Here is a 25,544-nt window from a genome sequence, read left to right on the forward strand (position 1 = left end):
CTCAGGTCAGCGACGGCGAGTCGGCGGTGCGGGTGGCCGCCCGGCTCGCCTTCGCCGCCAGGTAGTCGGCGTTGGCGGGGGAGAGGTAGACCCCGGTGGGGACCACCTCCGTCACCGCAACGCCGAGCCCGTCGAGCTGCTCGGCCTTCTCCGGGTTGTTGCTCAGCAGCGTCAGCCGCCGCACGCCCAGCACCGCCAGCATCTGCGCGGCCGCCCGGTAGTCGCGTTCGTCCTCGCCGTGCCCGAGCGCCACGTTCGCCTCGTAGGTGTCCAGGCCGGCGTCCTGCAACGCGTAGGCGTCCAGCTTCGGGTACAGGCCGATGCCGCGCCCCTCCTGCCGCAGGTAGAGCAGGAACCCGCCGGCGTCGGCGATGCGCTCCACCGCCTCGCGCAGCTGCGGGCCGCAGTCGCAGCGCTGGCTGCCGAAGACGTCCCCGGTCAGGCACTCGCTGTGCGGGCGGACCAGCGGCGCGGGCCCGCCCGGCTGCCGCCGCAGCGCGCCCGCCCAGTCGCCGAGCCCGAACGCCAGGTGCTCCCGCCCGTCCACCAGCCCGTCGAAGGTGAAGACCCGGGCCGTGGTGGCGTACCCGTCGGGTAGGCGCAGCGGGACCGTGACCTGCGTGCGGACCGTGGCGACCGGAAGTGCTCCGTACATGTGTCTCCTCCGTCAGGCGCTGCCGGCCAACCCGGCAGCGGGTACCGCGGCAGAACCGCCCTGGCCCACCGTACGAGGCGTGGACCGGTACGAGAACCGGGCCGGAAGCCGGCCCAGCAGCAGCACGGCGGCGCCGGGCAGGGCGGCGACGACCACCAGCGCCCCGTACACCAGAGCCGTGGACACCCCCTGGGCGGCGCCCAGGCCGGCGGCCCCGAACGCCCAGGCGGCCACCCCCTCGCGCGGGCCGAACCCGGCCACGTTCGCCGGCAGCCCCATCGCGAGCAGCGCCAGCAGCGTCAGCGGCAGCAGCTGCGCCAGCGGGGCCGTGGCTCCGGCGACCCGGGCCGCCACCAAAAAGGTCCCCAGGTGGCCGAGGACCGCCACCGCCGAGGCGAGCAGCACCCCCGGCCCGGTCCGGCGGGTCAGCAGGCCGGCGCGGACGTCGGCGGCGGCGGCGCGCAGCGCGCGGGCCCGCCGGGACGGACCGGAGCGGGGCAGCGCCCGGGCCGCCAGCACCACCACGAGGGCCACCGCCAGGGCCAGCGCGGTGGCCTCCGGCAGCCAGGGCCGCACCGGCGACGGCAGCGCCAGCAGCAGCGCCGCGGCGAGCGTGACCTGGACGACCTGACCGGCGCTGCGTTCCCAGACCACCGCCCGCACGGCCCGGCCCAGGTCGCCGGCCTCCCGGCCGTGGCGGACCGCCCGGTGCACGTCGCCGAGCACCCCGCCGGGCAGGGTGGCGTTGAGGAAGACCGCCCGGTAGCAGTCCGCCACGGCGGTGCCCAGCGGAAGCCGGACGCCGAGCCCTCCGGCGACCAGCCGCCATCGCCAGGCGCAGCAGACGGTGCTGAGCGCCCCGAGCAGCAGCGCCGCGACCACCGCCGCGGTGTCGATGCGGCGCAGCGCGGCCAGCGCCGGGCCGGTGCCCAGCCACCACAGCAGCGCCGCCACCAGCGCGACGCCGCCGAGGTTGCTCACCCAGGCCCACGTCGGACGGACCGGGGTGCCGGGGGTGTCGTGGGCAGCCTGTGGCACGCGGGGCCTCCTGTCGAAGATCTCTCCCTCCTCCACGTACTGGCCGGCCGTCGGGTTCATTCCACCCCGGCGAGCAGGTCGTCGTGGCCCACCGTGACGGTCAGCCGGCCCGCCGCCGCCTCGGCCAGCCGCCGCCGCGCGTACTCGGTGATCCGGGCGGCCAGCTCGGGGCGCTGCTCGACGGCGGCGTCGCACCAGTCGGTGAACCACTCGGCGATCAGCGCGTCCTGCCCGGCGCCCAGCCGCCACGGGCTGGACCGGACGGTCACGGGAACCCCGCGCCGCCGGAACGCGGCGACGGTGGCCGCGGCGGCGTCCGGCCCGAGCAGCCGCCGGCCGTCGACGGTACGGCGTTGGTGCGCGTCGAACGCCGCGGCGACCTCCGCGTCCAGCTCGTCCGGCGGATCGAGCCGCACCCGGCCGATGACGGAGAGCGTGAACAGGGTCGGGCGGCCCGCCCCGACGCAGGCCGTCACGATCGCCTCGATCTCCTCGGCGGTCAGCATGTCCAGCAACGCCGAGGCGGTGACCAGGTCGGCGCCGGTCAGGTCGGCGGCGGTGAGCCGGGTGATGTCCGTGCGCCGCGTCTCGACGCGCACCGGGCTGCCGTCGGCGGCGCGCGGCGGGGCGGCGAGGGCCCGGTCGAGCAGCCCGGGGTCCCGGTCGTAGAGGACCCAGTGCTGCGGGCCGGGCAGCCGGGGGGCCAGCCAGCGTGCCATGGACCCGGTGCCACTGCCCAGGTCGTGCACCACCAAGGGCCGGCCGGCGGCCAGCCGGGCGCGGACCCGGTCCACCAGGTCGTCGGCGCGGGCGGCGGCGTCGGCGGGCTCGCGCAGCGCGAGCCAGTCGGCGAAGGGGTCGGTGGCGTGCGTGGTCATAGCTGCACTCCATTCAGGACGTGGGCGATCGCGGCGGCGGTGTCCGGCCAGCCGGCCAGGCCGTCCCGGCGGGCCAGGGCCGCCTGCCGCAGCCGGTGCCGCAGCGGCGCCCCGGTGAGCCAGCGCCGCAGCGCGCCGGCCAGCGCGGCCGGGTCGCCGGCGGGTACCAGCAGGCCGGGCGGCTCGCCGTCCGGCGCCCGGCCCAGCGCCTCGGGCACCCCGCCCACCCGGGTCGCGAGCACCGGCAGGCCGCGGGCCAGGGCCTCGGTGACCACCATCCCGTACGTCTCGGCGTGCGAGGCGAGCACCAGCAGGTCGGCGGCGGCGTACGCGGCGTCGAGGTCGGACCCGGTGCGCGGTCCGGCCAGCCGTACCCGCCCGGCCAGCCCCCGCGCGTCCACCAGCCGGCGCAGCCCGGCCACGAAGCCGGGGTCGCGGGTGAGCGCGCCCACGCAGTCCAGCGTCCAGGGCAGGTCGGCGACCTCGGCCAGGGCGCGGACCAGCACGTCGTGTCCCTTGTGGGCGGTGACCGCCGCGACGCAGAGCAGCGCCGTGCCGGCACCCGCGCCGGTCGCCGGCGGCGCCGGGTCCACCCCGGGGGTGGCGACGTGCACCCGGTCGGCGGGCAGCGGGTACCGGTCGAGCAGGCGGCGGCGGGTCCACCCGCTGGTGGTGACCACCGCGGCGGTGCAGGCCAGCGCGGCGGCCTCGGTGGCGTCCTCCAGCGGCATGTGCACCAGCACCACCAGCCGCAGCCGCCGGGCGTGCGGGGCCAGCACCTCCGGCACGGCCGAGGCGACCAGCCCGTCCAGCAGCACCACCGTGCCGTCGGGCAGCGTCGCGAGCACCCCGGCCAGGCGGGTCCGCGCCGGCGGGTCGGGGCGCGGCCACCGCCCGGGTACGCCGTGCTCGCGCACCGCCCACCCCCGCTCGGCGAGGCCCCGGCAGACCCGGCGGTCGTACGTGTTGCCGCCGCTCGGGGTCGCCGGGTCGTCGATGTCGCCGGGAAGGACGACGTGCACCACGGGCACCGGCTACAGCGACCGTTCGTAGCTGGCCCAGGCGATGTGCGACTCGTGCAGCGTCACCGTGATCCCGGCCAGCTCGCGGGCCCCCGGGCCGAGCCCACCGGCGTGCGCCCGCTCGGCCAGCCGGTCCGCCACCGTGCGGCACAGCACCTCGGTGGTGGTGTTCACCCCGGCGAAAGCCGGCTCGTCGTCGAGGTTGCGGTAGGTCAGCTCGGCGAGGACCGCCCGCAGCTCCTCGGTGGCCCGGCCGATGTCCACCACGATGCCGTCGGCGTCCAGCTCGGCGCGGCGGAAGGTCGCGTCCACCACGAACGTCGCCCCGTGCAGCCGCTGCGCCGGCCCGAAGACCTCGCCCCGGAAGCTGTGGGCGACCATCATGTGGTCCCGTACGGTCACGCTGAACACGGCGTCACTCCCCGTCGTAGGTGATGAGGTGGCACAGCGCGGGGAGGGTCCCCGCGGCCAGTCGGTCGAGCACGTCGGGCAGGTCCGCGAAGCGCGACCGGCCGGTGAGCAGCGCGTCGAAGACCGGGTCGGCGAGCAGCTCCAGGGCCAGCGCCATCCGGTCGGCGTAGCTTCGCCGCGCCGCCCGGGCCGGCGAGACCGTGCCGACCTGGCTGCTGCGGATGGTCAACCGGCCGGAGTGGAACGACCCGCCCAGCGACAGGTGCACCGGCCGGTCGCCGTACCAGCTCAGCTCGACCACCGTGCCCTCCGGGGCGAGCAGGTCGATGGCGTGCTGCAACCCCGGGCCGGTCGCGCTGGCGTGCACCACCAGGTCCCGCCCGCCGGCCGCGTCGTCGGGCGACGCGAACCCGACGCCCAGCGCCGCGGCCACCGCCGCCCGCGCCGGGTCGGTGTCCACCAGTTCGACGCGTACCCCGGGGAAGCGGGCGAGCAGCGCCGCGACGGCGCAGCCGACCATGCCGGCGCCCACCACGCTGACCCGGTCGCCGACCAGCGGCGCGGCGTCCCAGAGCGCGTTCACCGCCGTCTCCACCGTGCCGGCCAGCACCGCCCGGGCCGCCGCCACGCCGTCGGGCACCGGCGTCACGGCCGAGGCCGGCACGACGTACGCGCTCTGGTGCGGGTGCAGGCAGAAGACGGTACGCCCGCGCAGCCGCGCCGGACCGGCCTCGACCACGCCGACGCTGAGATAGCCGTACTTGACCGGGGCGGGGAAGTCGCCCTCCTGGAACGGGGCGCGCATCGCCGCGTACTGGTCGGCCGGCACGCCGCCGGTGAAGACCAGCGTCTCGGTGCCCCGGCTGACCCCCGAGTACAGCGCGCGTACCAGGACCTCGTCGGGGCCCGGCGCCGGTAGCGTCACCGGGCGGATCTCACCCACGCCGGGGGAGCGGAGCCAGAAGGCGCGGGCGTCGCGGATCACGCGGATGTTCTCCTCATCTGGCTGCCGGACCGAACCGAACGGCCGCGCGCTCCGTGTTTCCTGTCGAGGCCGTCGATCATAAACACGGAGGCAGGGTGTCCAAGGTTCGAACCGGTCCGGTGATCGGCCTGACCGCCCAGATCGTCCTGCTCGCCGGGCTGGCCGCGACCGTCGGGCTCGACGTCGCCGGCTGGCTGGCCGGCGTCGCGTACGGTATCGGGCTCTGCGGGGCGCTCGACCGTGGCCTGCGCCGGCGCGGCGCGGACCGGTTGGGTCCGGCGGACCGGGTGACGCTGACCCGGGCCGTGCTCGTCGGCGGGGTGACCGCCCTGGTGGTGGACGCCATCGACGCGGCGGCGCCGCTGGCCGTGCTGGTGCCGATGGCCGTGGTGGCGCTGGCCCTGGACGCCGTCGACGGCTGGGTGGCCCGGCGCACCGGCACCGCCAGCGCGCTCGGCGCCCGCTTCGACATGGAGGTCGACGCCTTCCTGATCCTGGTGCTCAGCGTCCACGTGGCGCCGTCCACCGGCGGGTGGGTGCTCGCCATCGGCGCGATGCGGTACGCCTTCGTCGCGGCGAGCTGGGTGCTGCCGTGGATGCGTGGGACGCTGCCGCCGCGGTACTGGCGCAAGGTGGTGGCCGCGGCCCAGGGGGTGCTGCTGCTGGTCGCCACGGCGGAGGTGCTGCCCGCGCCGGCGACCGCCGTCGTGGTGGCGGCCTCGCTGGCGCTGCTGGTCGAGTCGTTCGGCCACGACGTCGGCTGGCTCTGGTGGCACGGCCGGGTCCGGACCGCCCCGGTACGCCGTCCGACGCCGGCTCTCCGGCCGGCGCCGGAGACCGTCGCCGAGCGCCCGCTCGCCGCGCACCAGCCCGTCTGAGCCGCACCGATCGCCCGGCCGGACGGCCGGGGGTAGCCCAGGGAAGGGACATCGCAGTGTCAGTGCTGTCGCGCCTGCGCCGCCGGGCCAGGGTGGACGGACCAGCCGGTCCTCCCGCCGCCGCGGATTCCGTCGACGCCGCGGCGGAATCCGTCGACGCCGTGGCGGATGACGCCGTCGCCGGTGGACGGGGACGGGTGCGTACCGTCGCGGCGCGGGTGACCACCGTGGCGGCCGGCCTGCTCGTGTTCGCCGTGCTGGTGGCGCCGAACCGGCTCGACCAGCTCGGCCCCGCCGCGTTCCTGCGCATCCCGGTCGAGGGGCTGGTCGCCGCCGCGCTGCTGCTGGTGCTGCGCGGCGTGGCCCGGCGGACGGTGGCGGTGCTGTGCGGCGTCGCGCTCGGGCTGCTCGCCGTCGTCAAGCTGCTCGACATGGGGATGTCCGCCAGCCTCGCCCGCCCCTTCGACCTGGTTCTCGACTGGGTGCTGCTGGACGACGCGTACGGCTTCGTCCGCGACTCCGTCGGCCGGGCCGGCGCGGTCGGCGCGATCGTGGCGCTGGTCGCCGCGGTCGGCGCGTTGCTGGTGCTGACCACCCGGTCGGTGCTCCGGCTGACCCGGCTGGTGGCCCGGCACGACCGGCGGACGGTCCGGGTGCTGGCGGGGTGCGCGGTGGTCTGGGTCGCCGGCGCGACGATCGGCGTGCCGGTCGCCGACTCGGGCACGTCCCGGCTGGTCGGCCAGCATGTCGGTCAGGTGGGTGCCGGGCTGCGGGACCGGGAGGCCTTCGCCGCCGAGGCCGCCGCCGACGCCTTCCGCGACACCCCGGGCGATGAGCTGCTCACCGCGCTGCGCGGCAAGGACGTGATCGTCGCGTTCGTGGAGAGCTACGGCCGGGACGCGGTGCAGGACCCGGAGTTCGCCCCGCAGGTCGGCGCGGTGCTCGACGGCGGTACGCGCCGCCTCGCCGAGCGGGGCTTTTCCGCCCGCAGCGGTTTCCTCACCTCACCCACCGCCGGCGGGGGAAGCTGGCTGGCGCACGACACGCTGTTGTCCGGGCTCTGGGTGGACAACCAGCAACGCCACCTCAGCCTGCTGGCCGGCGACCGGCTCACCCTCAACGGCGCGTTCCGGCGGGCCGGCTGGCAGACGGTGGGGGTGATGCCGGCGGCCACCCAGCCCTGGCCGGAGAAGAGCTTCTTCGGCTTCGACCGCTACCACGACGCGGCCGGGCTCGACTACCGCGGCCCGAAGTTCAACTACGCGCCCATGCCCGACCAGTACACGCTGGCCACCTTCCACCGGCGGGAGCGGGCCACGCCGGGGCACGCGCCGATCATGGCGGAGATCCCGCTGATCTCCAGCCACTCACCCTGGGCGGCGATCCCCCGGATGCTGGACTGGGACCACGTCGGCGACGGGTCCATCTACCGCCGGCCGACCTCGGTGGCCGTCAACCCGAAGGACGTGGTGGGGCGCAGCGCCACCGAGGTCCGCACCGGCTACCGGCGCTCCATCGAGTACTCGCTGAACAGCCTGATCTCCTACGTGGAGACGTACGGCGACGACAACCTGGTGCTGGTCTTCCTCGGCGACCACCAGCCCGCGCCGGTGGTGACCGGGGAGAACGCCGGACGGGACGTGCCGATCACCATCGTGGCCCACGACCCGGCCGTGCTGGCGCGGGTCGCCGCCTGGGGCTGGGACGAAGGGCTGCGGCCCGGCCCGAGCGCGCCGGTCTGGCGGATGGACACCTTCCGGGACCGGTTTCTCAGCGCCTTCGGCCCGCAGCCGCCGGCCGGCGCGGCCGCCCCGCCGTCGCCCCGCTGAGCCGGGAGGGATTCCGGACGGAGCGGACGAGCCTCCGGCGAGCTGGCCCGGATAAGCTGATCGGCCCCGGCGAACTCGACAGACAGGAGCACCGTGGGCAGGCGATCGGAGGTCGCCCAGGCGGCCACGAGTGCCGGCCTGGTGATCATCGCCCACACCTGGTGCGCCACGGCCGCCGCGAATGCACTGTGGGTCGGAAGGGATTCGCCCGGCGAGTGGACCTTCTACTTCGGCGCAACCAACTGCCTACTCCTGCCGGTGACCGTGGCTGCGGGTTGGTTGCTGACCCGCCTGCCCGGGACCAGGTACCTCGGGCGGGGTGCGCTCGTGGGGACAGCGACGGTGACCGTCCTTGTCGCAGCGGCGGCGGTGACGGGGTGGGCGCCACCGTGGATCAGCGAAGGTTGGACCGGCACCGGCTGGACGTGACGGCGAGCGGGACGGGCACACTCACCCGACACCCGCCGGCAGTTGACCCGGATACGACCGGCGGCTCAGGTGTTCGGCAGGCCCAGCGCCTCGTCGACCCGGCCCAGCACGGCCGCGTCGTCCACCCCGACCCCGCGCAGCAGGTCGATGGCGGTGGCCCGGATCTGGCCCACGATCATGATCAGTGGCAGCGGCGGGTCGGCCCGGAGCATCCGGGCGGCGAGGCGTACCGCCTCCAGGGCGGCGTGGTCGGCGCGATCCGCGTGCCGGTCCGCGTCGGAGTGTCCACCGAGGTCGGTGGAGAGGGCGTCGGCGGCGGCGCGCACCGCCTCGCCGAGCGCCCGGATCGCCTCGCCCAGCTCCGGCGGGGCCGGCGTGCCGAGCCGGGTCAGCGTCACGCCGTTGCGGGCCAGCACCCGGATGTTGCGTACCGCGTAGTCGAGCTGGTGGCAGGTGGCCTCGACCTCCGCCACCTGGTCGAGGTGGCGACGCTTGCGGACCCGCAGCCGCAGCGACTCGCTGCAGGCCTGCACGGCGACGCGGAAGCGGTCCACGCAGCCGTCCACCTCGCGGGCCCGGTCCAGCGCCGCGCGGGCGGCGTCCTCGTCGGCGCCGGCCAGGGCCCGGTCGATCCGGTCGAGCAGGTCGGCCAGGTCGCCGTAGGTGCGCCGGGCCTCGGCGACGAGCGGGCCGAGCGGGTCCCGGGCCACCATGAGCTGGCTCGCGGCCAGCGCCACCGCACCGCCGATCAGCGCGTCGACGAACCGGAACGGCACCAGCCCGCCGCCCTGCGGCGCGGCGACCGCGACCAGGTAGAGGGCGGAGACGGCGGCCTGGACGGTGAGCGTGCTGCTCGCCCCGATGGTGAGCATGAGGCCGATGGTCAGCAGCAGCACGAGGAAGACGGTGCCGGTGCCCGGGCCGAGCGACTGCACGGCCAGGTCGGCGGCGAGCACCCCGGCGGCCACCCCGAGCACCATCTCGACGGTCTGCCGCAGTCGCTTCCCGCGCGCCTCGCCGAGCACGATCAGCGCGGCGCTCGGCGCGAAGAACGGATCCGGGTGGCCGATCAGCCGGGCCGCGACGATCCACGCGACGGTGGCCGCCGCGGCCGCCTCCAGCGCCGGCCGCCAGCCCTGCCGCAGCCGCCCGACGGCGGACCCCGCCCACTTCCGGGCCATGCCCGCCATCGCGACTCCTCCGGCCGTACGCCGGATCTTGGTGTCCGGTCAGGCCGTCGGCACTACCCGCGAGGCCGCGTCCGGCAAACGTGGACGGCGGGTGGCGGGCACCACCAGCGGCGTGCCGGTCTCCGGGTCCTCGACGATCCGGCACGGCAGCCCGAACACCTCCTGGACCAGGTCGGCGGTGACCACCTCGCGCGGGTCGCCCTCGGCGACCACCCGGCCGTCGCGCATGGCGATCAGGTGGGTGGCGTAGCGGGCGGCGTGGTGCAGGTCGTGCAGCACCGCCACCAGCGTCCGGCCCTGCTCCTCGTGCAGCCGGGCGCACAGGTCCAGCACCTCGATCTGGTGGGCGACGTCCAGCCAGGTGGTCGGCTCGTCGAGCAGCAGCAGCGGCGTCTGCTGGGCCAGCGCCATGGCGATCCAGACCCGCTGCCGCTGCCCGCCGGAGAGCTCGTCGACCGGCCGGTCGGCCAGCTCGGCGACGCCGGTGGCGGCCATCGACTCGGCGACCACCCGTTCGTCCTCCCGGGACCACTGCCGCAGCAGCCCCTGGTGCGGGTACCGGCCGCGGGCGACCAGGTCGGCCACCGTGATGCCGTCCGGCGCCACCGACGACTGCGGCAGCAGGCCGAGGGTACGGGCCACCGCCCGGGACGGCAGCGCGTGGATGTCCCGCCCGTCGAGCAGCACCGTCCCGGCGCGCGGCCGCAGCGTCCGGGCCAGGGCCCGCAGCAGCGTCGACTTGCCGCAGGCGTTCGGACCGATGACCACGGTGAACGACCCGTCCGGTACGGCCACCGACAGCCCCTCCGCGACGATCCGCCGCTCGTACGCCAGGGTCAGCCCGACCCCGTCCAGGCGTGGGTTTCCCGACACGTGATCTCCCTCAGTTCCGTCCGGCCCGCCGCGCGGCGAGCAACCACACCAGGTACGTCCCGCCGAGCACGCCGGTCACCACGCCGACCGGAAGTTGCTGGCCGGCGAGGGCGCGCTGCGCCACCAGGTCCGCCCCGACCAGCAGCACCGCACCGGTGAGCGCCGAGGCCACCAGGTTCGGCCCCGGCGCACGGGTGAGCCGGCGGGCCAGGTGCGGGGCGGTGAGCGCCACGAAGGAGACCGGCCCGGCGGCGGCCGCCGCGACGGAGGCGAGCAGCACCGCCGCGCCGAGCAGCACCTGCCGGACCCGGGTCACCGGCACGCCCAGCGCGGTCGCGGTCTCGTCGCCCAGCTCCACCATGGCCATTGCCCGGCCGCCGGCGAGCACCACCGGGGTGAGCGCCGCGAGGACGCCGAGCAGCGGTACCGCCTGCGACCAGCCGCGCCCGTCCAGGCTGCCGGTGAGCCAGAGCACCGCCCGGGCGGCGTCCATCAGCGGCGCCCGGGTGAGCAGCCAGCCGTTGACGCCGGTGAGGATCGCCGTGAAGCCGATGCCGACCAGCACGAGCCGGTGACCGGCCAGGCCCCGGGCGCCGGCGACGGCCCGGATGAGCAGGCCGGTGCAGATCCCGGTGGCCAGCGCCGCGCCGGACAGCACGAGGCTGCTGCCGCCGAGCACCACGGCGATCAGCCCGCCGGTCGCCGCTCCCTGGGTGATGCCGAGCACGTCGGGGCTGCCCAGCGGATTGCGCAGCAGCGTCTGGACCACCGCGCCGGAGAGCGCCAGGGCGGCCCCGACGCCCAGCGCGGTGACCAGCCGGGGCAGGCGCAGCTCGCCGACGATGAACTCCTCGGCCGCGGTGCCGCCCCCGGTCAGCGTGCGCAGCACGTCGGCCGGGCTCATCGGGTAGTCCCCGCCGCCGACGGCGAGCACGCCGAGGCCGGCGGCGAGCAGCACGGCGGTGGCGACGACGACCAGCGATCGGGGACGCCAGCGCAGTGACCGGCCACCGGGGGTGCGGAGCACGGTCATCGCCGGGCCACCAGACGCAGGAAGAGCGGGCCGCCGAGCACGGCGGTGACCAGGCCGACCTGGAGTTCGCCGGGGCGGCCCAGCACCCGGCCCAGCACGTCGGCGCCGAGCAGCAGGACGGGCGCGTACAGCGCGCAGGCGGGCAGCAGCCAGCGCAGGTCCGGCCCGGTCAGCACGCGGACCAGGTGCGGCACGAGCAGCCCGACGAAGACGATGGGCCCGCAGGCGGCGGTGGCCGCGCCGCAGAGCAGCGTGATCGCCGCGATGGTGCCGCCGCGTACCAGGGCCGGCCGGGCGCCGAGCGCCCGCGCGGTGTCGTCGCCCAGGGCCAGCGCGTTCAGCGACCGCGCGCCGGCCAGGGCGACCAGCAGGCCGGCCAGCACGAAGGGCGCCACGGTACGCAGGGTGGCGAACTCGGCGTTGGCCAGCGAACCGACCGTCCAGAACCGCAGCCGGTCCAGCGAGGCGGAGTTGAGCAGCATGACCGCGCTGACGTAGGAGTAGAGCACCGCGTTGAGCGCCGCCCCGGCCAGCGCGAGGCGGTCCGGGGTGGCCTGCCGGCCGCCGCCGACGGCGTACACCCCGACGGTGACGGTGGCGGCGCCGAGCAGGGCGAACCAGATCCAGCCGCCGGCGGTGCCGACGCCGAGCAGGGCGGTGGCGGAGGCGACCGCGGCCGCCGCGCCGGCGTTGATGCCGAGCAGTCCCGGGTCGGCCAGGGGGTTGCGGGTGAGCGTCTGCATCAGCGCCCCGGCCACCCCGAGCGCCGCGCCGGCGACCAGGCCGAGCAGCGTGCGGGGCAGCCGCATCCGGTGCACCACCGCGTGTTCGGGGGAGGCGGCGGAGACCAGGCCGTGCCAGACCTCGGTGGGGGAGAGCGGTCGGGCGCCGACGGCGATGCTCAGCACCGCGACGACGAGCAGGAGCAGCAGCCCGGCGGCGAGCGCCGCGGCCGGGCCGGCGCGGCGGGTGGGTGGCGCCGGCGCCGGGGCGGCGGCGAGCGTGGTGACGGACAGGGTCGGCTCCGGGGGGAAACGGCATGGCACCGGTTGACTTCGGGTTAGGTTAGGTTAACCTAACCCCGCCATCGCGGATCATCGCGGTCCGGTCCTGATCGAAAGACGTCATCATGCCTGCTTCCATGTCCGCCCGCGGACTCTCCCGCCGGGGCCTGCTCGCCGCTGGCGGCGCCACCCTCGCGACCCTCCTCGTCGGCTGCGGCCAGGACGACGAGCCCGGCTCCACCAGTGCCAAGGGCTCGACCGGCCCCTGGTCGTTCACCGACGACCGCAACCAGAAGATCGAGCTGGCGAGCACTCCGAGCCGGGTCGTCGCCTTCATCGGGGTCGCCGCCGCGCTGGTCGATTTCGGACTCGACTCGCAGATCGTCGGCGTGTTCGGCGAGACCACCCGCAGCGACGGCTCCGTCGACCCGCAGGCCGGTGGTCTCGACGTCGACCGGGTCACCGTGCTCGGCAACGTCTGGGGCGAGTTCAACGTCGAGAAGTACGCGGGGCTGCGCCCCGAACTGCTGGTCACCCACATGTACGACCCCGGCGCCCTCTGGTACGTGCCGGACGAGAGCCGCGACAAGATCCTCGCCCTGGCGCCCAGCGCCACCGTCACCACCGCCCGGGTGCCGATGACCCGGCCCATCGAGCGGTACGCGGAACTGGCCCGCTCCCTCGGCGCCGACCTGAACGCGAAGAAGGTCACCGACGCCAAGGCGCGCTTCGAGGCCGCCGCCGAGTCGGTCCGCCAGGCGGTCAAGGCCAACCCCGGCATCCGGGTCCTCGCCGCCTCCGGCAGCCCCGACCTGTTCTACGTCTCCAACCCGAAGGTCAGCACCGACCTGATGTACTTCGCCGAGCTGGGCGTCGACATCGTGGTGCCGAACAAGCTCGCCACCGGCGACTACTTCGAGAGCCTGAGCTGGGAGAACGCCAACAAGTTCCCCGCCGACCTGATCCTGCTCGACAACCGGTCCACCGCGTTGCAGCCCAAGGACCTCGCGGCCAAGCCCACCTGGCAGCAGCTGCCCGCCGTCCGCGCCAACCAGGTCACCCCGTGGGACGCGGTGCCCCGCTTCTCGTACGCTGGCGCGGCGCCGCTGCTGGAGAACCTCGCCACCGCCATCCGGTCGGCCAAGCGGGTCGGCTGACGCCGTGACGACCGGCACCGCGACCCGCGTCGCTCTCCGCTACCGCTTCTACCAGGCCCAGGTCCGGCACACCCGGCGCATCGGCGCCTCGCTGATCCGGGTCACCCTGACCGGCGAGGAGCTGGCCGCGTTCGCCGGCGGCGGCCGGGACCAGAGCGTCTCGCTCTTCCTGCCCCACCCGGGCCAGCCGGAGCCGGTGGTCCCGCTCGACGCCGGCGACGACTGGTACGCGCGCTGGCGGGCCACCGACCCGGCGGTCCGCGCGGTGATGCGCTCCTACACCATCAGCGGGCAGCGGCCGGAGGCGTCCGAGGTGGACGTCGACTTCGTCCACCACGGTGACAGCGGCCCGGCCACCCGGTGGGCGGGCCGGGCCCGGCCGGGGGACCGGATCGTCCTGCTCGGACCCGCCGAGCGGGACAACCGCAGCGTCTGCTTCCGGCCCCCGCCCGGCACCGACCACGTCCTGCTGGCCGCCGACGAGACGGCGCTGCCGGCCGCCGCCGGCATCCTGGCCTGGCTGCCCGCCGGCGCCACCGTCCGGGCGTGGATCGAGGTGCCGGCCGCCGCCGACGTGCGCGACCTGCCCACCGTGGCGAACGCGGAGGTGCGCTGGCTGGTCCGGGGCACCACCCCGCCCGGCAGCGGCCTGCTGGTCGAGGCGATCCGCGCGGCCCGGCTCCCGGCCGGCGTCCCGTACGCGTGGATCGCCGGCGAATCCTCGACGGTCCGGGCGGTCCGCCGGCACCTGGTCACCGACCGCGGCCTGGACCGGCGGCGGGTGACCTTCGCCGGCTACTGGCGGCGCGGCGCCTCCGAGGAGCAGCTGCGCGCGGAGGCGGACGCCTGACCGACCTGGCCGTTCGCGCCCGCGGCGCGTGCCGCGGGGCCGGGCGGCGGCTACCCCTCGGTGCGGACGACATCGCTCCCCGGCGGGGCGACCGAGGTCCCGGGCCCCGCCGGGCCGCATACCGTCAGGCGTCGAGGCCGGCCAGGTCGAGCCGGCGCAGCCGGTCGGGGTCGGAGAGCACGTCGACCGCGACGATCCGGCCGTCGGTGACGGTGAAGCCCATGACCGAGATCGGCCGGCCCTGCGCCGCGACCACGGCGCCGGCGGCGCCGTTGACCAGCGCCGGCCGCATGAACGGGTAGAGCCGTCCGAAGGTGACCGCCTGCCCGGCGACCGTCTCCGCGCCGGTGAGCACGACCGTGTGGCGGCTGCCCGGGCCGCCGTCGGAGCGCAGCACGACGTCGGGGTGCAGCACGGCGACGAGCGCGTCGAAGTCGCCGTCGCGGGCGGCGGCGAAGAACGCCTCGACGACCTCCCGCTGCCGGGCGTGGTCCGGGTCGGGCACGGGGGCCTGCCCGCGTACCCGCCGCCGGGCGCGGCTGGCCAGTTGCCGGGCCGCGGCCGGGGACCGCTCGACCATCGGGGCGATCTCCTCGAACGGCACGGCGAACATGTCGTGCAGGACGAACGCGAGCCGCTCGGCCGGCGTCAGCGTCTCCAGCACCACCAGCAGCGCCAGCCCGACCGAGTCGGCCAGCACCGCGGCGTGTTCGGGGTCGTCCCCGGGCTCGCGGCTGATCACCGGCTCGGGCAGCCGCACGTCGAGTGGTTCCTCGCGGCGCCGCTCCCGCGAGCGGAGCACGTTCAGGCAGACCCGGGCCACCACGGTGGTCAGCCAGCCGCCGATGTTCTCCACGGCGCCGGTGTCGGCCCGGCTGACCCGTAGCCAGGCGTCCTGGACGGCGTCGTCGGCCTCGCTCACCGAGCCGAGCATCCGGTACGCCACCGCCCGGAGCCGGGTCCGGTGCTCCTCGAACCGCTGCGTCAACCACTCGTGCTCGTCGACCGCTGTCACGTCGCCCCCTCGTCGCGTCTCACAGCAGTAGACACAGCCGAGCCGGCCGATGTGACGGCGGGTCGGTGAGTGGGTGCGGCGGCAGCCGCCCCGGGCGGCGGTCCCGCCGGGAAGCGTCAGGCCGCCTCGGCGGCCGTCCGGGAGTGGTGGCGGGGCAGGGCCGTCAGGTCGCCCGGCGACTCCTCCCGCCGGTCGTCGCGAACCGGGTCGGCGACCTCCTCGGGGGCGTCGCCGGAGAGTGCCAGCGCCCGCTGCGCGTGGCGGGCGGCGTCGCACGGCCACTCCTGGTGGTCGCAGAGCAGGTTGTCGCAGTGCCCGGTCTCGTCCGGCTGGTGCGCGTCCGCCACGCCGGCGGCGAGCCGCCACAGGAGCGGGTCAGTCACCCCGGCGGGCGCTGTGCCCCGGTCGCGCGGCTCTGGGCGGTCGGTCTCGGACACGGTCTCCCCCTCGGTCGGTACCGGCGGAAAGTCTCCAGCTCCCACGTCCGGTAAACGCCCTCGTGGAGTGGTCAACGCCACGTTGACGGATTGACCTGTGCCGGCCCTGGGCACCAGCACCGGATGACGACTCGACGGGTGACCCCGGAAAGCCTCGGCGCCTGGCTGGTCAAGGGCAACGCGGACGCGGGCGATCTGGCGTCCCGCTTCGCCGCCGACCCCCGGGTGCGGAGCTGGTGCGTCCGCCCCGGCTACCGCTCGGAGCTGATGCGGGCGGGTCAGCCGGTGGTCCTCTGGGCCAGCGGCAGCCGACGCCGGCTGGCGTACGGGGTGTGGGGTGTCGGACGCCTGGCCGGGCCGGCCGTGCCGGGGGCGCCGGGGGAGCCCTGGTCGGTGCCGCTGGAGCTGACGGTGCTCGACCCGGGCGACCGGGTGCCCCGGGAGCGGCTGCGCGCCGACGCCCGGCTGGCCGGGGCGGAGGTGCTCCGCCAGCCGCAGGGCGCCAACCCCTCCTGGCTGACCGTGGCCGAGTTCGCCGCGCTCCGGGAGCACCTGCCACCGGCCTGAGCCGGCTTCCGCACGCAACCGCCCGGTTCCGCAGGTTTGCGGCGTGTGGTCCCGGGCATCCGGGGCCACACGGACGTCGACGGAGGTGGTTGACATGGTGAACAGACCCGGTCGAGGGGCATCGGCGACCGCCGCGTCCCCCGTCCGTCGCGCCGCGCAGGCGGCCGGCGTGCTCTTCCTGCTGATCGGGGTGCTGGGCTTCATCCCCGGCATCACCACGGACTACGGCACGATGAAGTTCGCCGGGCACCACTCCGAGGCGAAGCTGCTCGGGCTGTTCCAGGTGTCGATCCTGCACAACCTGGTACACCTCGCGTACGGCGTCGCCGGACTCGCCCTGGCGCGCACGGTCTCCGGCGCGCGCACGTTCCTGCTCGCCGGTGGCGCCATCTACCTGGTGCTCTGGCTCTACGGCGTGGTCGTCGACCACGACAGCGGTGCCAACTTCGTCCCGCTCAACACCGCGGACGACTGGCTGCACCTGTTCCTCGGCGTTGGCATGATCGCCCTCGGGCTGGCGCTGACCCGCCGCCCCGGCGGCGCCCGACGCTGACCCTGATCCGACGACGCCGCGCTCCCGAGAGGGGCGCGGCGTCGTCGTCCGTGTGACCGACGCCCCTGCGGCCTTGCCTATGCAACTCGTTGCATAGCAGGATGCCCGCATGGCCCTCGAGCACGCGATCCTGGTCTCCCTGTTGGAGCAGCCGGCCTCCGGCTACGAGCTGGCCCGCCGCTTCGACCGCTCGATCGGCCGCTTCTGGACCGCCACCCACCAGCAGATCTACCGGGTGCTCAAGCGGATGGAGACCGACGGCTGGGTCACCGCCGAGGAGGTCGGCCAGGACGGCCGACCCGACAAGCGGTGCTGGTCCGCCACGGCCGCCGGGCAGAGCGCGCTCGCCGACTGGCTGCGCGCGCCCGTGCAGCCCGAGGCGGTCCGGCACGAGCTGGCCGTCAAGATCCGCGGTGCCGCCTTCGCCGACCGGGCGGGCCGCGCCGACCTGGTCGCCGAGGTCGAGCGCTACCGCGCCGACCACGAGGCGGTCCTCGCCAGCTACCTGGCCGGCGAGCGCCGCGACTTCCCCGCGCCCGACCCCGGCGACGCCCGCGCGGCACTCCAGCACGTCGTGCTGCGCGGCGGCATCGCGTACGAGCGGATGGTGCTGGCCTGGCTCGACGACGTCCTCGCCACCCTGCGCGACCTCGCCCGCTGACCCCCACCCTCCGGAAAGGACCCCCATGGCCGACCCGTTGCTCAACCCGCGTACCTACGACCCCGCCCACCTCGACTCCGAGTCCCGCCGGCTGCTGCGCGCCACCGTCGACTTCTTCGAGCAGCGCGGCAAGAAGGTCCTGGTCGACAGCTACAACGACCACACCTGGTACGGCGACTTCCTCGACTTCGCCGCCAAGTCCGGTCTCTTCGCGGCGTTCTGCACCCCGGCCGCCGACGGTGCCGGCGACCCGGCCAAGCGCTGGGACACTGCCCGCAACGCCGCGCTCAGCGAGGTGCTCGGCTTCTACGGCCTCGGCTACTGGTACACCTGGCAGGTCACCGTCCTGGGCCTCGGCCCGGTCTGGCAGAGCGACAACGCCGCCGCGCGGGCCCGCGCCGCCACCCTGCTCGACGCCGGCCACGTGATGGCGTTCGGCCTCTCCGAGCGCAGCCACGGCGCCGACATCTACTCCACCGACATGCTGCTCACCCCGGACGGCGAGGGCGGCTTCCGGGCCACCGGCGGCAAGTACTACATCGGCAACGGCAACGTCGCCGGCCTGGTCTCGGTCTTCGGCCGCCGCGCCGACGTCGACGGCCCCGACGGGTACGTGTTCTTCGCCGCCGACAGCCGGCACCCCGCGTACCACCTGGTGCGCAACGTGGTGAACGCGCAGATGTACGTCAGCGAGTTCCGCCTGGAGGACTACCCGGTGCGCGCCGAGGACGTCCTGCACACCGGCAAGGCCGCCTTCGACGCCGCCCTCAACACCGTCAACGTCGGCAAGTTCAACCTCTGCACCGCCTCGATCGGCATCTGCGAGCACGCGATGTACGAGGCGGTCACCCACGCCCACAACCGGGTGCTCTACGGCCGGCGGGTGACCGACTTCCCGCACGTGCGCCGGGAGCTGACCGACGCGTACGCCCGGCTGGTGGCGATGAAGCTCTTCAGCGACCGGGCGGTGGACTACTTCCGCTCGGCCGGCCCGGACGACCGCCGCTACCTGCTGTTCAACCCGATGACCAAGATGAAGGTGACCACCGAGGGCGAGAAGGTCGTCGACCTGCTCTGGGACGTCATCGCCGCCAAGGGCTTCGAGGCGGACACCTACTTCGACAAGGCCGCGCGGGACATCCGGGGCCTGCCCAAGCTCGAGGGCACCGTGCACGTCAACCTGGCCCTGATCCTGAAGTTCATGGCCAACTACCTGTTCCGCCCGGCCGAGTTCCCGCCGGTGCCGACCCGGCACGACCCGGCCGACGACGAGTTCCTGTTCCGGCAGGGCCCGGCCCGGGGCCTGGGCGCGATCCGCTTCCACGACTGGCGGGCCGCGTACGACGCGCACGCCGGCGTGCCGAACGTGGCCCGGTTCCGGGAGCAGGCCGACGGGCTCTGCGCGCTGCTGGCCGCCCACGCGCCGAGCGAGGAGCAGCAGCGCGACCTGGACTTCCTGCTCGCCCTCGGCCAGTTGTTCGCGCTGGTCGTCTACGGCCAGCTCATCCTGGAGCAGGCCGCGCTGACCGGCCTGGACGCCGACCTGCTGGACGAGATCTTCGACATCCTGGTCCGCGACTTCTCCGGCCACGCCACCGAACTGCACGGCAAGGCGGCCACCACCGACGCGCAGGCGGCGTGGGCGCTGACCCAGGTCCGCCGCCCGGTCGCCGACCCGCAGCGCACCGCCCGGGTCTGGTCCCAGGTGGAGGCGCTCTCCGGCGCCTACGAGATGAACCCCTGACGGACCGCCGGGTCCCGGAAGGCGGCGGGTCGGGGTGTCGGGGCGCTCCGACACCCCGACCCGCCGCAAACCGGGGTGGATCAAGGCCGGTCAGGCCGGCAGCAGCGTGGCTCCTTCGGGGCGCCGGTCGGGCAGCTCGCGCTGTGCCCACGCGGTGGTGAGCAGGACCAGCGCCGCGATGTAGGTGACCATCACCGCCAGCCGGCGCCCGGGCAGCTCCGCCCCGGCCGCGCCGAGCCCGATCAGCGCGTCGGAGACGAGGAAGAGCGCCCCGCCGGCCGCCGCCCGGCGGGACACCCCCACCGAGGCGGCGGCCATCAGGCTCAACGCCAGGCTGTAGCCGAGCACCGGCAGCCGCAGGTCGCCCAGCCGCTCCCAGAGCAGCGCGTTCGCGCCCGCCCAGACCGCCAGGTAGCCGGCGAACGCGGCCAGCGGCGCCCGCCGGTGCCGCAGGAAGGCGGTCAGGAAGCAGAGCTGGGTGCCGAGGAAGCACCCCATCCCGACCAGGAACGCGGTGGTGCCGGGCAGCAGCAGCGCCACGTCACCCGCCGTCGCGAACACCAGGCCGGCCGCCACCAGGTCCCACTTGCGGCGTACGCGCAGCAGCCAGGCCAGCAGCAGCGGCGCGAGCAGCGGCTTCGCCGCCCACTGCAGCGCGGGTACGTCGAGCGCGACGCCGGCCAGCTCGACGGCGACGACCGCCGCGTACAGTCCGGGCCAGAGCCGCCTCATCGGGCGGGCTGCCAGCCGGGCCGGCCGAAGAGGTGACCGAGTCGGTGCCGCCAGGAGGTGGCTTCCCGGACATCGCGCCAGATCGCCACGTACTCGTGGGTGGCCACCCGCAGCGGGTTGTAGGTGTTGATGTTCTTGGTCAGGCCGTAGCGGACGGCGGCGCGTTCGGGCTCGAAGCTGCGGAAGAGCCGGTCCCAGATGATCAGGATGCCGCCGTAGTTGCGGTCGAGGTACTCGTTGTTGGCGCCGTGGTGGACCCGGTGGTGCGACGGGGTGTTGAAGATCCACTCGATGGGCCGGGGCAGCACGTTGATCCGCTCGGTGTGCAGGAAGAACTGGTACAGCAGGTTGATCGACTGCTGGAGGAAGATCATCCACGGCGGGATGCCGAGCAGCGCCAGCGGCAGCCAGAACGGCAGCGAGGTCATCGGCGTCGTCCAGCCCTGCCGCAGTGCCGTGGAGAGGTTGTAGAACGTGCTGGAGTGGTGCACCACGTGGGCGGCCCAGAACAGGCGCACCTCGTGGTGGGTGCGGTGGAACCAGTAGTAGGCCAGGTCGTCGGCGAAGAAGAGCAGCACCCAGGTCCAGACGCTGGTGGGGGAGAGCTGCACCGGGGCGAGGGTCCACAGTCCCACGTAGAGGCCGACGGTGAGCAGCCGCCAGGGAGTGCCGATCAGCACGCTGCCGACGCCCATGGTGAGGCTGGTGGTGGTGTCACGCAGCTCGTAGCCGCGTTCGTCGTCGTCGGGGGCGAACCGGTACGACAGCGCTTCCACGACGACGAGCAGGAGGAACGCCGGTACGGCGTAGAGCACGGCGGGGATCATGCTCGACATTCCCTTCCTGGTGGGGTGGTGGGGGTGGTGAGTGAGGCGGTCAGCAGCGCCTGGGCCTGCGCGGCGGCGTCGTCGCCGCGCCCGTCGGCGATCGCCTCGGCCAGCCGGCGGTGGCCGGTGACGTCCAGCAGTTCGGCGGCGCGGCGCTCCGGCGGCACCTCGCCGACGGCCACCGCCCCGGCGACCAGGCTGTTGAAGGACAGCAGGTACGCCGTGTTGCCGGAGCCGTGGACGATGTCCCGCCAGAGCACGATGTTGGCCTTGTCCATCGCGTGCAGGTCCGGCGCGAGCGCCGCGTACGCCTCGACGTCGCGGGTGACGCTGCCCCGCAGCTCGGCACCGGCCCGCTCGGCGCAGAGCCGGGCGGCGTCCACGCCGACGCAGGCGCGCATCTCCAACATGTCCCGTACCAGCGTGTCGACGGGGAGCACGTCGCCGGACTGCACGAGGGACAGCGCCAGGTCGAGACCGGCGTGCACCCGCCAGTCGAGCACCCGGGTGGCGCCGCCCTGGCTGACCCGGAGCAGGCCGAGCTGTTGCAGCCGCCGCAGCGCCTCGCGCACAGCGTGCCGGTTGACCGCGAACGCGGCGGCCAACTCGCGCTCGCCCGGCAGCGGTTCGTCGGGGCGGTAGCGGCCGCTGACGATGGCGTCGCGGAGCTGACCGAAGACGTGGTCGGCGACGGAGCTGCGGGGGACGGGTACGAAGGCCACGGCAGCAGTGTGACCCCGCGCACATCAACCCGTCAACTGGTTGGACCAGTTCGCGTACCCCAAAAAAGAACGGCGGCCGGGTCGTCGACCCGGCCGCCGTCTCGCGGGGTTCAGTCCCGGCCGCGCTCGCGGCGGTAGCGGCGGATCAGCGCGGCGGTGGAGGAGTCCACGTCGGACAGATCCGGGTCGCCGCCGGTCAGCTTCGGCGCGAGCTGGTTGGCCATCACCTTGCCCAGCTCCACGCCCCACTGGTCGAACGGGTTGATGTCCCAGATCGCGCCCTCGGTGAAGACGATGTGCTCGTAGAGGGCGATCAGCTGGCCGAGGGTGCCCGGGGTCAGCTTCGGCGCGATGATCGAGGTGGTCGGGTGGTTGCCCGGCATCACCCGGTGCGGCACCACGCCCGCCTTCGTGCCCTCCGCCTCGACCTGCTCCTTCGTCCGCCCGAACGCCAGGGCGGCGGTCTGCGCGAAGAAGTTCGACATGAACAGGTCGTGCATGTCGCCGAGGTCGTGGTTGGGCTGGCTGAACGCGATGAAGTCGGCCGGGATCAGCAGGGTGCCCTGGTGGATCAGCTGGTAGAAGGCGTGCTGGCCGTTGGTGCCCGGCTCACCCCAGAAGATCTCGCCGGTGGCGTGGTCGACCGGGGTGCCGTCCAGCGTCACCGACTTGCCGTTGCTCTCCATGGTCAACTGCTGCAGGTACGCCGGGAACCGGTGCAGGTACTGCGAGTACGGCAGCACGGCGTGGGTCTGCGCGCCCAGGAAGTTGACGTACCAGACGTTCAGCAGGCCCAGCAGGGCCGGGATGTTGCGCTGCACCGGCGTGGTCCGGAAGTGCTCGTCCACGGCGTGGTAGCCGGCCAGCAGCTCCCGGAACCGGTCCGGCCCGACCGCCAGCATGACCGACAGGCCGACGGCGGAGGGCAGCGAGTACCGGCCGCCCACCCAGTCCCAGAAGCCGAACATGTTCTGCGGGTCGATGCCGAAGTCACGCACCCGCTGCTCGTTGGTGCTCACCGCGACGAAGTGCTTCGCGATCGCCGCGTCGTCGTCGGCGTCCAGCCCGGACAGCAGCCACATCTTCGCCTGGTTGGCGTTGGCCAGCGTCTCCTGGGTGGAGAAGGTCTTCGAGACGACCACGAAGAGGGTGGTCGCCGGGTCCAGGTCGTGGGTCTTGTCGTGGATGTCGGTCGGGTCGATGTTGGACACGAATCGACAGGTGATGCCCGCGTCCCGGTACGCCTTCAGCGCCTCGTACGCCATCACCGGCCCGAGGTCGGACCCGCCGATGCCGATGTTGACCACAGTGCTGATCCGCTCGCCGGTGTGCCCCCGCCACTGCCCGGAGCGGACCCGCTCGGCGAACGTCGCCATCCGGTCCAGCACCCGGTGCACGTCGGCGACCACGTCCTGGCCGTCGGCGATCAGGGTGGCGTCGCGGGGCAGCCGCAGCGCGGTGTGCAGCACCGCGCGGTCCTCGGTGGAGTTGATGTGCCGCCCGGCGAACATGGCGCAGATCCGGTCGCTGAGCCGGGCCCGCTCGGCCAGCGCGGTGAGCAGCTCCAGCGTCTCGTCGGTGACCAGGTTCTTGCTGTAGTCGACGTGCAGGTCGGCGACCTCGCCGGTGAGCCGCTCACCCCGGCGCTGGTCGGCGGCGAACAGCTCCCGCAGGTGGGTGCCGCGCATCGTCTCGGCGTGCTTGCGCAGCGCCTGCCATTCGTCGGTGGTGGTCACACTCGCAGCCATCGGCTCGATCTTCTCCTTCACGACGGGACGCCGGTGGCGCTCCTCGCGCCGCCGCCGGCTCGGCTCCAGCCTGCCACCCCGGCGGGGCCGGCGCGACGCGACGCGGCAGACCCGTCCCGCACCGTGGTCGGCGACACGCCGTTGCGACACGTGTACGACACGCCGGTCACGCCACGACACCGCGCGGTCGCCGACAGTAGGCTCTCTCCCTGCCCTGTCCCTCGGCCCGGGAGGACCCATGGCGACGGTGATCGGCCCACGCCGCTCGTCCCGAGAGGACGGCCCGTCCGACGGCGCCGACGAACTGGAGCTGCCGGAGCTGGAGGACGGCCACTGGATGCACCGGGCGACCGAGTTCGCCCACACCAGCTTCCGGTCGGTCGCCCGGCGGCTGCCCCACCTGGTCCGGGAGGCGGTCACGCTGGCCTGGGCCACCAGCCGGCGGGACACCCTCGCGGCGATCGGCCTGAACCTCGCGGCCGGGGTGATGACCACCCTCGGGCTGCTCGCCACCACCGGCGTGCTGCGTGAGCTGTTCGCCGGCGGCCCGACACCCGACCGGGTCCGCGCCGCGCTGCCGTCGCTGGTCCTGGCCGCGCTGGCGGTGACGGCCCGGGGCGTCCTCACCGTGACCGCCGGCTGGGCCCAGGCCCGGCTGATGCCTCAGATCAACTACGAGGTGGAGCTGCGGCTCTTCGAGGCCACCACGGCGGTGGAGCTGGCCGCCTTCGACGACGCCGGCTTCGCCGAGGAGATGGACCGGGTCCGGGACCGGGGAATGGCCGAGGCGGCGTCCATCGTCGACCACACGGTCAACCTGATCACCGGCGTGGTCGGCGTGCTGGCCACCGCCGCGGCGGTGACCGTGATCCAGCCCGTGCTCCTGCCGTGCCTGCTGCTCGCCGCGGTGCCCGAGGCGGTCACCGCGGTCCGGATGGCCCGCCGAAAGTACCTGGCCATGCTGGCCCGGATCACCCGCCGCCGCCGGATGTGGATGCTGGCGCACCTGATGGCCAACCGGCGCACCGCCGTCGAGGTCCGGGCCTACCAGATGCGCGACTTCCTGCTGGGCGAGTTCCGTCGCGTGATGGCCGTGGAGACCCGGGCCGAGCTGCGCCTGGTCCGGGCCCAGAGCGCCACCCGGGCGTTCGGCATGTCCGCCGCCGGGGTGGCCGCCTTCGGCATGTACGCCGTGCTCGGCGGGCTGCTGCTCACCGGCGTGGTCGCGCTGGCCGCCGCGGCGACCGCCCTGCTGGCGCTGCAGTCCGCCCGGTCCAGCCTCGGCATCGCCGTCTTCGCCACCAACAACCTCTACGAGGACGCCCTCTACTACCAGGACTACCGGGACTTCCTCGAGCGGGCGCGGGGGCGGATCGGGGTGGGGGAGGGCCGCCCGGCGCCCGGGTTCGACACCATCGCACTCGACCGGGTCAGCCTCCGCTACCCGGACACGGACACCCCGGCGGTGGACGAGGTCAGCCTGACCGTGCGCCGGGGCGAGGTGGTCGCCCTGGTCGGCGAGAACGGTTCCGGCAAAACCACCCTGGCCAAACTGATCGCCGGGCTCTACCGCCCCACCGGTGGGACGATCCACTGGGACGGCGTCGACCTCGCCGAGCTGGACCCGGCGCAGACCGCGGCCCAGGTGGCGGTGATGACCCAGGAGTACTGGAAGTTCCCCTTCACCGCCGGGCAGAACATCCGCATCGGCCGGCACGACCGCCGCGCCGACCAGGCCGGCCCGACCATGGAGGACGCCGCCCGCGCCGCCGCCGCGCACGACATGATCGCCGACCTCCCGTTCGGGTACGACACGCTGCTCGACCGGGAGTTCAAGAACGGCCAGGACCTCTCCGGCGGCCAGTGGCAGCGGCTGGTCGCCGCCCGGGGCCTCTACCGGGACGCCCGGCTGCTGATCTGCGACGAGCCCTCCGCCGCCCTCGACGCCCGGGCCGAGCACGCCCTCTTCAAGCACCTGCGCCGCCGCCCCGACCGGGCGGTCGTCCTGATCACCCACCGGCTGGCCAACGTCCGGCACGCCGACCGGATCTTCGTGCTGGACCACGGCCGGCTGGTGCAGCACGGCACCCACGACGAGCTGATGGCCGCCGACGGGCTCTACCGGGAGCTGTTCGAACTCCAGGCGAGCGGCTACCTCGCGGTGGCCGGCACGGAGTCCGGGGGATCGCCGACCGGGTGACCGGCCGGGTGGGACGGCACACCCCACCCCGAAAGTTTCGGCGTCCCGGAGCCTCCGCTTCGTCGCCAGCGCCGCAGACACGCCGGGTGCGATCACCCGACAGACG

Annotated in this window: 25 protein-coding genes; 9 read left to right on the forward strand and 16 right to left on the reverse strand. The window is 74.8% G+C overall.

Annotation, left to right across the window (positions count from 1 at the left end; all coding sequences use genetic code 11):
* Window position 1: 1 nt before the first annotated feature.
* The 6 genes from FHX75_RS01700 to FHX75_RS01725 are packed head-to-tail and all read right to left on the reverse strand — an operon-like array spanning window position 2 to window position 4,989.
* Window positions 2–655 carry a GTP cyclohydrolase II gene (locus FHX75_RS01700; RefSeq protein WP_154936324.1) on the reverse strand — a complete coding sequence of 218 codons (654 nt, stop codon included), beginning with the start codon at window positions 653–655 and terminating at the stop codon, window positions 2–4.
* Between the two features lie 12 nt (window positions 656–667).
* Window positions 668–1,693, reverse strand: a complete 1,026-nt coding sequence (locus FHX75_RS01705) for a lysylphosphatidylglycerol synthase domain-containing protein (RefSeq protein WP_246157515.1) — start codon at window positions 1,691–1,693, stop codon at window positions 668–670.
* Window positions 1,694–1,749: 56 nt separating this feature from the next.
* Window positions 1,750–2,571: a class I SAM-dependent methyltransferase gene (locus tag FHX75_RS01710; protein ID WP_154936326.1), complete on the reverse strand. Its 822-nt coding sequence runs from the start codon at window positions 2,569–2,571 to the stop codon at window positions 1,750–1,752.
* Window positions 2,568–3,602, reverse strand: a complete 1,035-nt coding sequence (locus FHX75_RS01715; RefSeq protein ID WP_154936327.1) for a glycosyltransferase family 4 protein — start codon at window positions 3,600–3,602, stop codon at window positions 2,568–2,570. Before FHX75_RS01715 ends, FHX75_RS01710 begins: the two co-directional genes overlap by 4 nt.
* A 3-nt stretch (window positions 3,603–3,605) precedes the next feature.
* A complete protein-coding gene (locus FHX75_RS01720; protein WP_088961569.1) occupies window positions 3,606–4,004 on the reverse strand; it encodes a 6-pyruvoyl trahydropterin synthase family protein in 399 nt (132 codons plus the stop codon).
* A 4-nt stretch (window positions 4,005–4,008) separates the two neighbouring features.
* Window positions 4,009–4,989, reverse strand: a complete 981-nt coding sequence (locus FHX75_RS01725) for a zinc-dependent alcohol dehydrogenase (RefSeq protein WP_154936328.1) — start codon at window positions 4,987–4,989, stop codon at window positions 4,009–4,011.
* Between the two features lie 95 nt (window positions 4,990–5,084).
* Between FHX75_RS01725 and FHX75_RS01730 the strand changes: the two genes are divergently transcribed.
* Together FHX75_RS01730 and FHX75_RS30530 are read left to right on the forward strand one after the other, a co-directional pair.
* Entirely contained in the window at window positions 5,085–5,867 is a 783-nt protein-coding gene (locus FHX75_RS01730) for a CDP-alcohol phosphatidyltransferase family protein (protein ID WP_154936329.1), read from the forward strand.
* A 161-nt stretch (window positions 5,868–6,028) separates the two neighbouring features.
* Window positions 6,029–7,696, forward strand: a complete 1,668-nt coding sequence (locus FHX75_RS30530; protein ID WP_170285270.1) for a sulfatase-like hydrolase/transferase — start codon at window positions 6,029–6,031, stop codon at window positions 7,694–7,696.
* Window positions 7,697–8,190: 494 nt separating this feature from the next.
* On the opposite strand, the gene FHX75_RS01740 is transcribed toward FHX75_RS30530, so the two are convergent.
* From FHX75_RS01740 to FHX75_RS01755, 4 genes are read right to left on the reverse strand one after another with little or no spacing between them, the layout of a single operon-like run.
* Window positions 8,191–9,315, reverse strand: a complete 1,125-nt coding sequence (locus FHX75_RS01740) for an FUSC family protein (RefSeq protein ID WP_246157516.1) — start codon at window positions 9,313–9,315, stop codon at window positions 8,191–8,193.
* Window positions 9,316–9,354: 39 nt separating this feature from the next.
* Window positions 9,355–10,155 (reverse strand): ABC transporter ATP-binding protein, encoded by an 801-nt coding sequence (locus FHX75_RS01745; RefSeq protein ID WP_211364394.1) that lies wholly within the window; start codon window positions 10,153–10,155, stop codon window positions 9,355–9,357.
* Between the two features lie 43 nt (window positions 10,156–10,198).
* On the reverse strand, window positions 10,199–11,221 hold the full coding sequence (locus FHX75_RS01750) for a FecCD family ABC transporter permease (RefSeq protein ID WP_154936331.1): 1,023 nt from the start codon (window positions 11,219–11,221) through the stop codon (window positions 10,199–10,201).
* On the reverse strand, window positions 11,218–12,267 hold the full coding sequence (locus FHX75_RS01755) for a FecCD family ABC transporter permease (RefSeq protein ID WP_425463466.1): 1,050 nt from the start codon (window positions 12,265–12,267) through the stop codon (window positions 11,218–11,220). Before FHX75_RS01755 ends, FHX75_RS01750 begins: the two co-directional genes overlap by 4 nt.
* 83 nt (window positions 12,268–12,350) lie before the next feature.
* On the opposite strand from FHX75_RS01755, the gene FHX75_RS01760 reads away from it, so the two are divergent.
* Together FHX75_RS01760 and FHX75_RS01765 are read left to right on the forward strand one after the other, a co-directional pair.
* Complete coding sequence (locus FHX75_RS01760; protein WP_154936332.1) at window positions 12,351–13,382, forward strand: ABC transporter substrate-binding protein; 1,032 nt, start codon at window positions 12,351–12,353, stop codon at window positions 13,380–13,382.
* Window positions 13,383–13,386: 4 nt separating this feature from the next.
* Window positions 13,387–14,232, forward strand: coding sequence for a siderophore-interacting protein (locus tag FHX75_RS01765; RefSeq protein ID WP_154936333.1), 846 nt, complete (start codon window positions 13,387–13,389; stop codon window positions 14,230–14,232).
* 124 nt (window positions 14,233–14,356) lie between these two features.
* Here the strand turns inward: FHX75_RS01765 and sigJ are convergent, their stop codons facing one another.
* Together sigJ and FHX75_RS01775 are read right to left on the reverse strand one after the other, a co-directional pair.
* The gene (gene sigJ, locus FHX75_RS01770) at window positions 14,357–15,247 is read right to left on the reverse strand and encodes an RNA polymerase sigma factor SigJ (protein WP_281290787.1); all 891 of its coding nucleotides are present in this window, start codon (window positions 15,245–15,247) and stop codon (window positions 14,357–14,359) included.
* 116 nt (window positions 15,248–15,363) lie between these two features.
* Entirely contained in the window at window positions 15,364–15,630 is a 267-nt protein-coding gene (locus FHX75_RS01775) for a hypothetical protein (RefSeq protein ID WP_211364293.1), read from the reverse strand.
* A gap of 177 nt (window positions 15,631–15,807) precedes the next feature.
* Between FHX75_RS01775 and FHX75_RS01780 the strand changes: the two genes are divergently transcribed.
* The 4 genes from FHX75_RS01780 to FHX75_RS01795 all read left to right on the forward strand — a co-directional run bounded on the left by FHX75_RS01780 (window position 15,808) and on the right by FHX75_RS01795 (window position 19,209).
* Complete coding sequence (locus FHX75_RS01780) at window positions 15,808–16,251, forward strand: hypothetical protein (RefSeq protein WP_154936334.1); 444 nt, start codon at window positions 15,808–15,810, stop codon at window positions 16,249–16,251.
* A 94-nt stretch (window positions 16,252–16,345) separates the two neighbouring features.
* Window positions 16,346–16,804 (forward strand): DUF4383 domain-containing protein, encoded by a 459-nt coding sequence (locus FHX75_RS01785; protein WP_154936335.1) that lies wholly within the window; start codon window positions 16,346–16,348, stop codon window positions 16,802–16,804.
* A gap of 109 nt (window positions 16,805–16,913) precedes the next feature.
* Window positions 16,914–17,465 (forward strand): PadR family transcriptional regulator, encoded by a 552-nt coding sequence (locus FHX75_RS01790; RefSeq protein WP_154936336.1) that lies wholly within the window; start codon window positions 16,914–16,916, stop codon window positions 17,463–17,465.
* A gap of 25 nt (window positions 17,466–17,490) precedes the next feature.
* Window positions 17,491–19,209 (forward strand): acyl-CoA dehydrogenase family protein, encoded by a 1,719-nt coding sequence (locus FHX75_RS01795; protein ID WP_154936337.1) that lies wholly within the window; start codon window positions 17,491–17,493, stop codon window positions 19,207–19,209.
* 90 nt (window positions 19,210–19,299) lie between these two features.
* Here FHX75_RS01795 and FHX75_RS01800 read toward each other — a convergent pair whose 3' ends face one another.
* The 4 genes from FHX75_RS01800 to pgi all read right to left on the reverse strand — a co-directional run bounded on the left by FHX75_RS01800 (window position 19,300) and on the right by pgi (window position 23,238).
* Window positions 19,300–19,941: a lysoplasmalogenase gene (locus tag FHX75_RS01800; RefSeq protein WP_154936338.1), complete on the reverse strand. Its 642-nt coding sequence runs from the start codon at window positions 19,939–19,941 to the stop codon at window positions 19,300–19,302.
* Window positions 19,938–20,777, reverse strand: coding sequence for a sterol desaturase family protein (locus FHX75_RS01805; RefSeq protein WP_246157519.1), 840 nt, complete (start codon window positions 20,775–20,777; stop codon window positions 19,938–19,940). The genes FHX75_RS01800 and FHX75_RS01805 overlap by 4 nt, the downstream gene beginning before the upstream one ends.
* Window positions 20,765–21,490 (reverse strand): FadR/GntR family transcriptional regulator, encoded by a 726-nt coding sequence (locus FHX75_RS01810; protein ID WP_154936340.1) that lies wholly within the window; start codon window positions 21,488–21,490, stop codon window positions 20,765–20,767. The genes FHX75_RS01805 and FHX75_RS01810 overlap by 13 nt, the downstream gene beginning before the upstream one ends.
* Before the next feature lie 110 nt (window positions 21,491–21,600).
* On the reverse strand, window positions 21,601–23,238 hold the full coding sequence (pgi, locus tag FHX75_RS01815; RefSeq protein WP_154936341.1) for a glucose-6-phosphate isomerase: 1,638 nt from the start codon (window positions 23,236–23,238) through the stop codon (window positions 21,601–21,603).
* 238 nt (window positions 23,239–23,476) lie between these two features.
* Between pgi and FHX75_RS01820 the strand changes: the two genes are divergently transcribed.
* Window positions 23,477–25,438 (forward strand): ABC transporter ATP-binding protein, encoded by a 1,962-nt coding sequence (locus FHX75_RS01820; protein ID WP_154936342.1) that lies wholly within the window; start codon window positions 23,477–23,479, stop codon window positions 25,436–25,438.
* Window positions 25,439–25,544 lie beyond the last annotated feature (106 nt).

Source organism: Micromonospora palomenae (assembly GCF_007829925.1).
GTDB lineage: Bacteria > Actinomycetota > Actinomycetes > Mycobacteriales > Micromonosporaceae > Micromonospora > Micromonospora purpureochromogenes.

Excerpts from the sequence above, each read along its gene's own strand:
- FHX75_RS01820 (WP_154936342.1), top strand. The coding sequence starts at position 23,477 with ATGGCGACGGTGATCGGCCCACGCCGCTCGTCCCGAGAGGACGGCCCG.
- FHX75_RS01780 (WP_154936334.1), top strand. The coding sequence starts at position 15,808 with ATGACGACTCGACGGGTGACCCCGGAAAGCCTCGGCGCCTGGCTGGTC.
- FHX75_RS01710 (WP_154936326.1), bottom strand. The coding sequence starts at position 2,571 with ATGACCACGCACGCCACCGACCCCTTCGCCGACTGGCTCGCGCTGCGC.
- FHX75_RS01790 (WP_154936336.1), top strand. The coding sequence starts at position 16,914 with ATGGCCCTCGAGCACGCGATCCTGGTCTCCCTGTTGGAGCAGCCGGCC.
- FHX75_RS01740 (WP_246157516.1), bottom strand. The coding sequence starts at position 9,315 with ATGGCGGGCATGGCCCGGAAGTGGGCGGGGTCCGCCGTCGGGCGGCTG.
- FHX75_RS01785 (WP_154936335.1), top strand. The coding sequence starts at position 16,346 with ATGGTGAACAGACCCGGTCGAGGGGCATCGGCGACCGCCGCGTCCCCC.
- FHX75_RS01795 (WP_154936337.1), top strand. The coding sequence starts at position 17,491 with ATGGCCGACCCGTTGCTCAACCCGCGTACCTACGACCCCGCCCACCTC.
- pgi (WP_154936341.1), bottom strand. The coding sequence starts at position 23,238 with ATGGCTGCGAGTGTGACCACCACCGACGAATGGCAGGCGCTGCGCAAG.
- FHX75_RS01800 (WP_154936338.1), bottom strand. The coding sequence starts at position 19,941 with ATGAGGCGGCTCTGGCCCGGACTGTACGCGGCGGTCGTCGCCGTCGAG.
- FHX75_RS01805 (WP_246157519.1), bottom strand. The coding sequence starts at position 20,777 with ATGTCGAGCATGATCCCCGCCGTGCTCTACGCCGTACCGGCGTTCCTC.
- FHX75_RS01700 (WP_154936324.1), bottom strand. The coding sequence starts at position 655 with ATGTACGGAGCACTTCCGGTCGCCACGGTCCGCACGCAGGTCACGGTC.
- FHX75_RS01760 (WP_154936332.1), top strand. The coding sequence starts at position 12,351 with ATGCCTGCTTCCATGTCCGCCCGCGGACTCTCCCGCCGGGGCCTGCTC.
- FHX75_RS01750 (WP_154936331.1), bottom strand. The coding sequence starts at position 11,221 with ATGACCGTGCTCCGCACCCCCGGTGGCCGGTCACTGCGCTGGCGTCCC.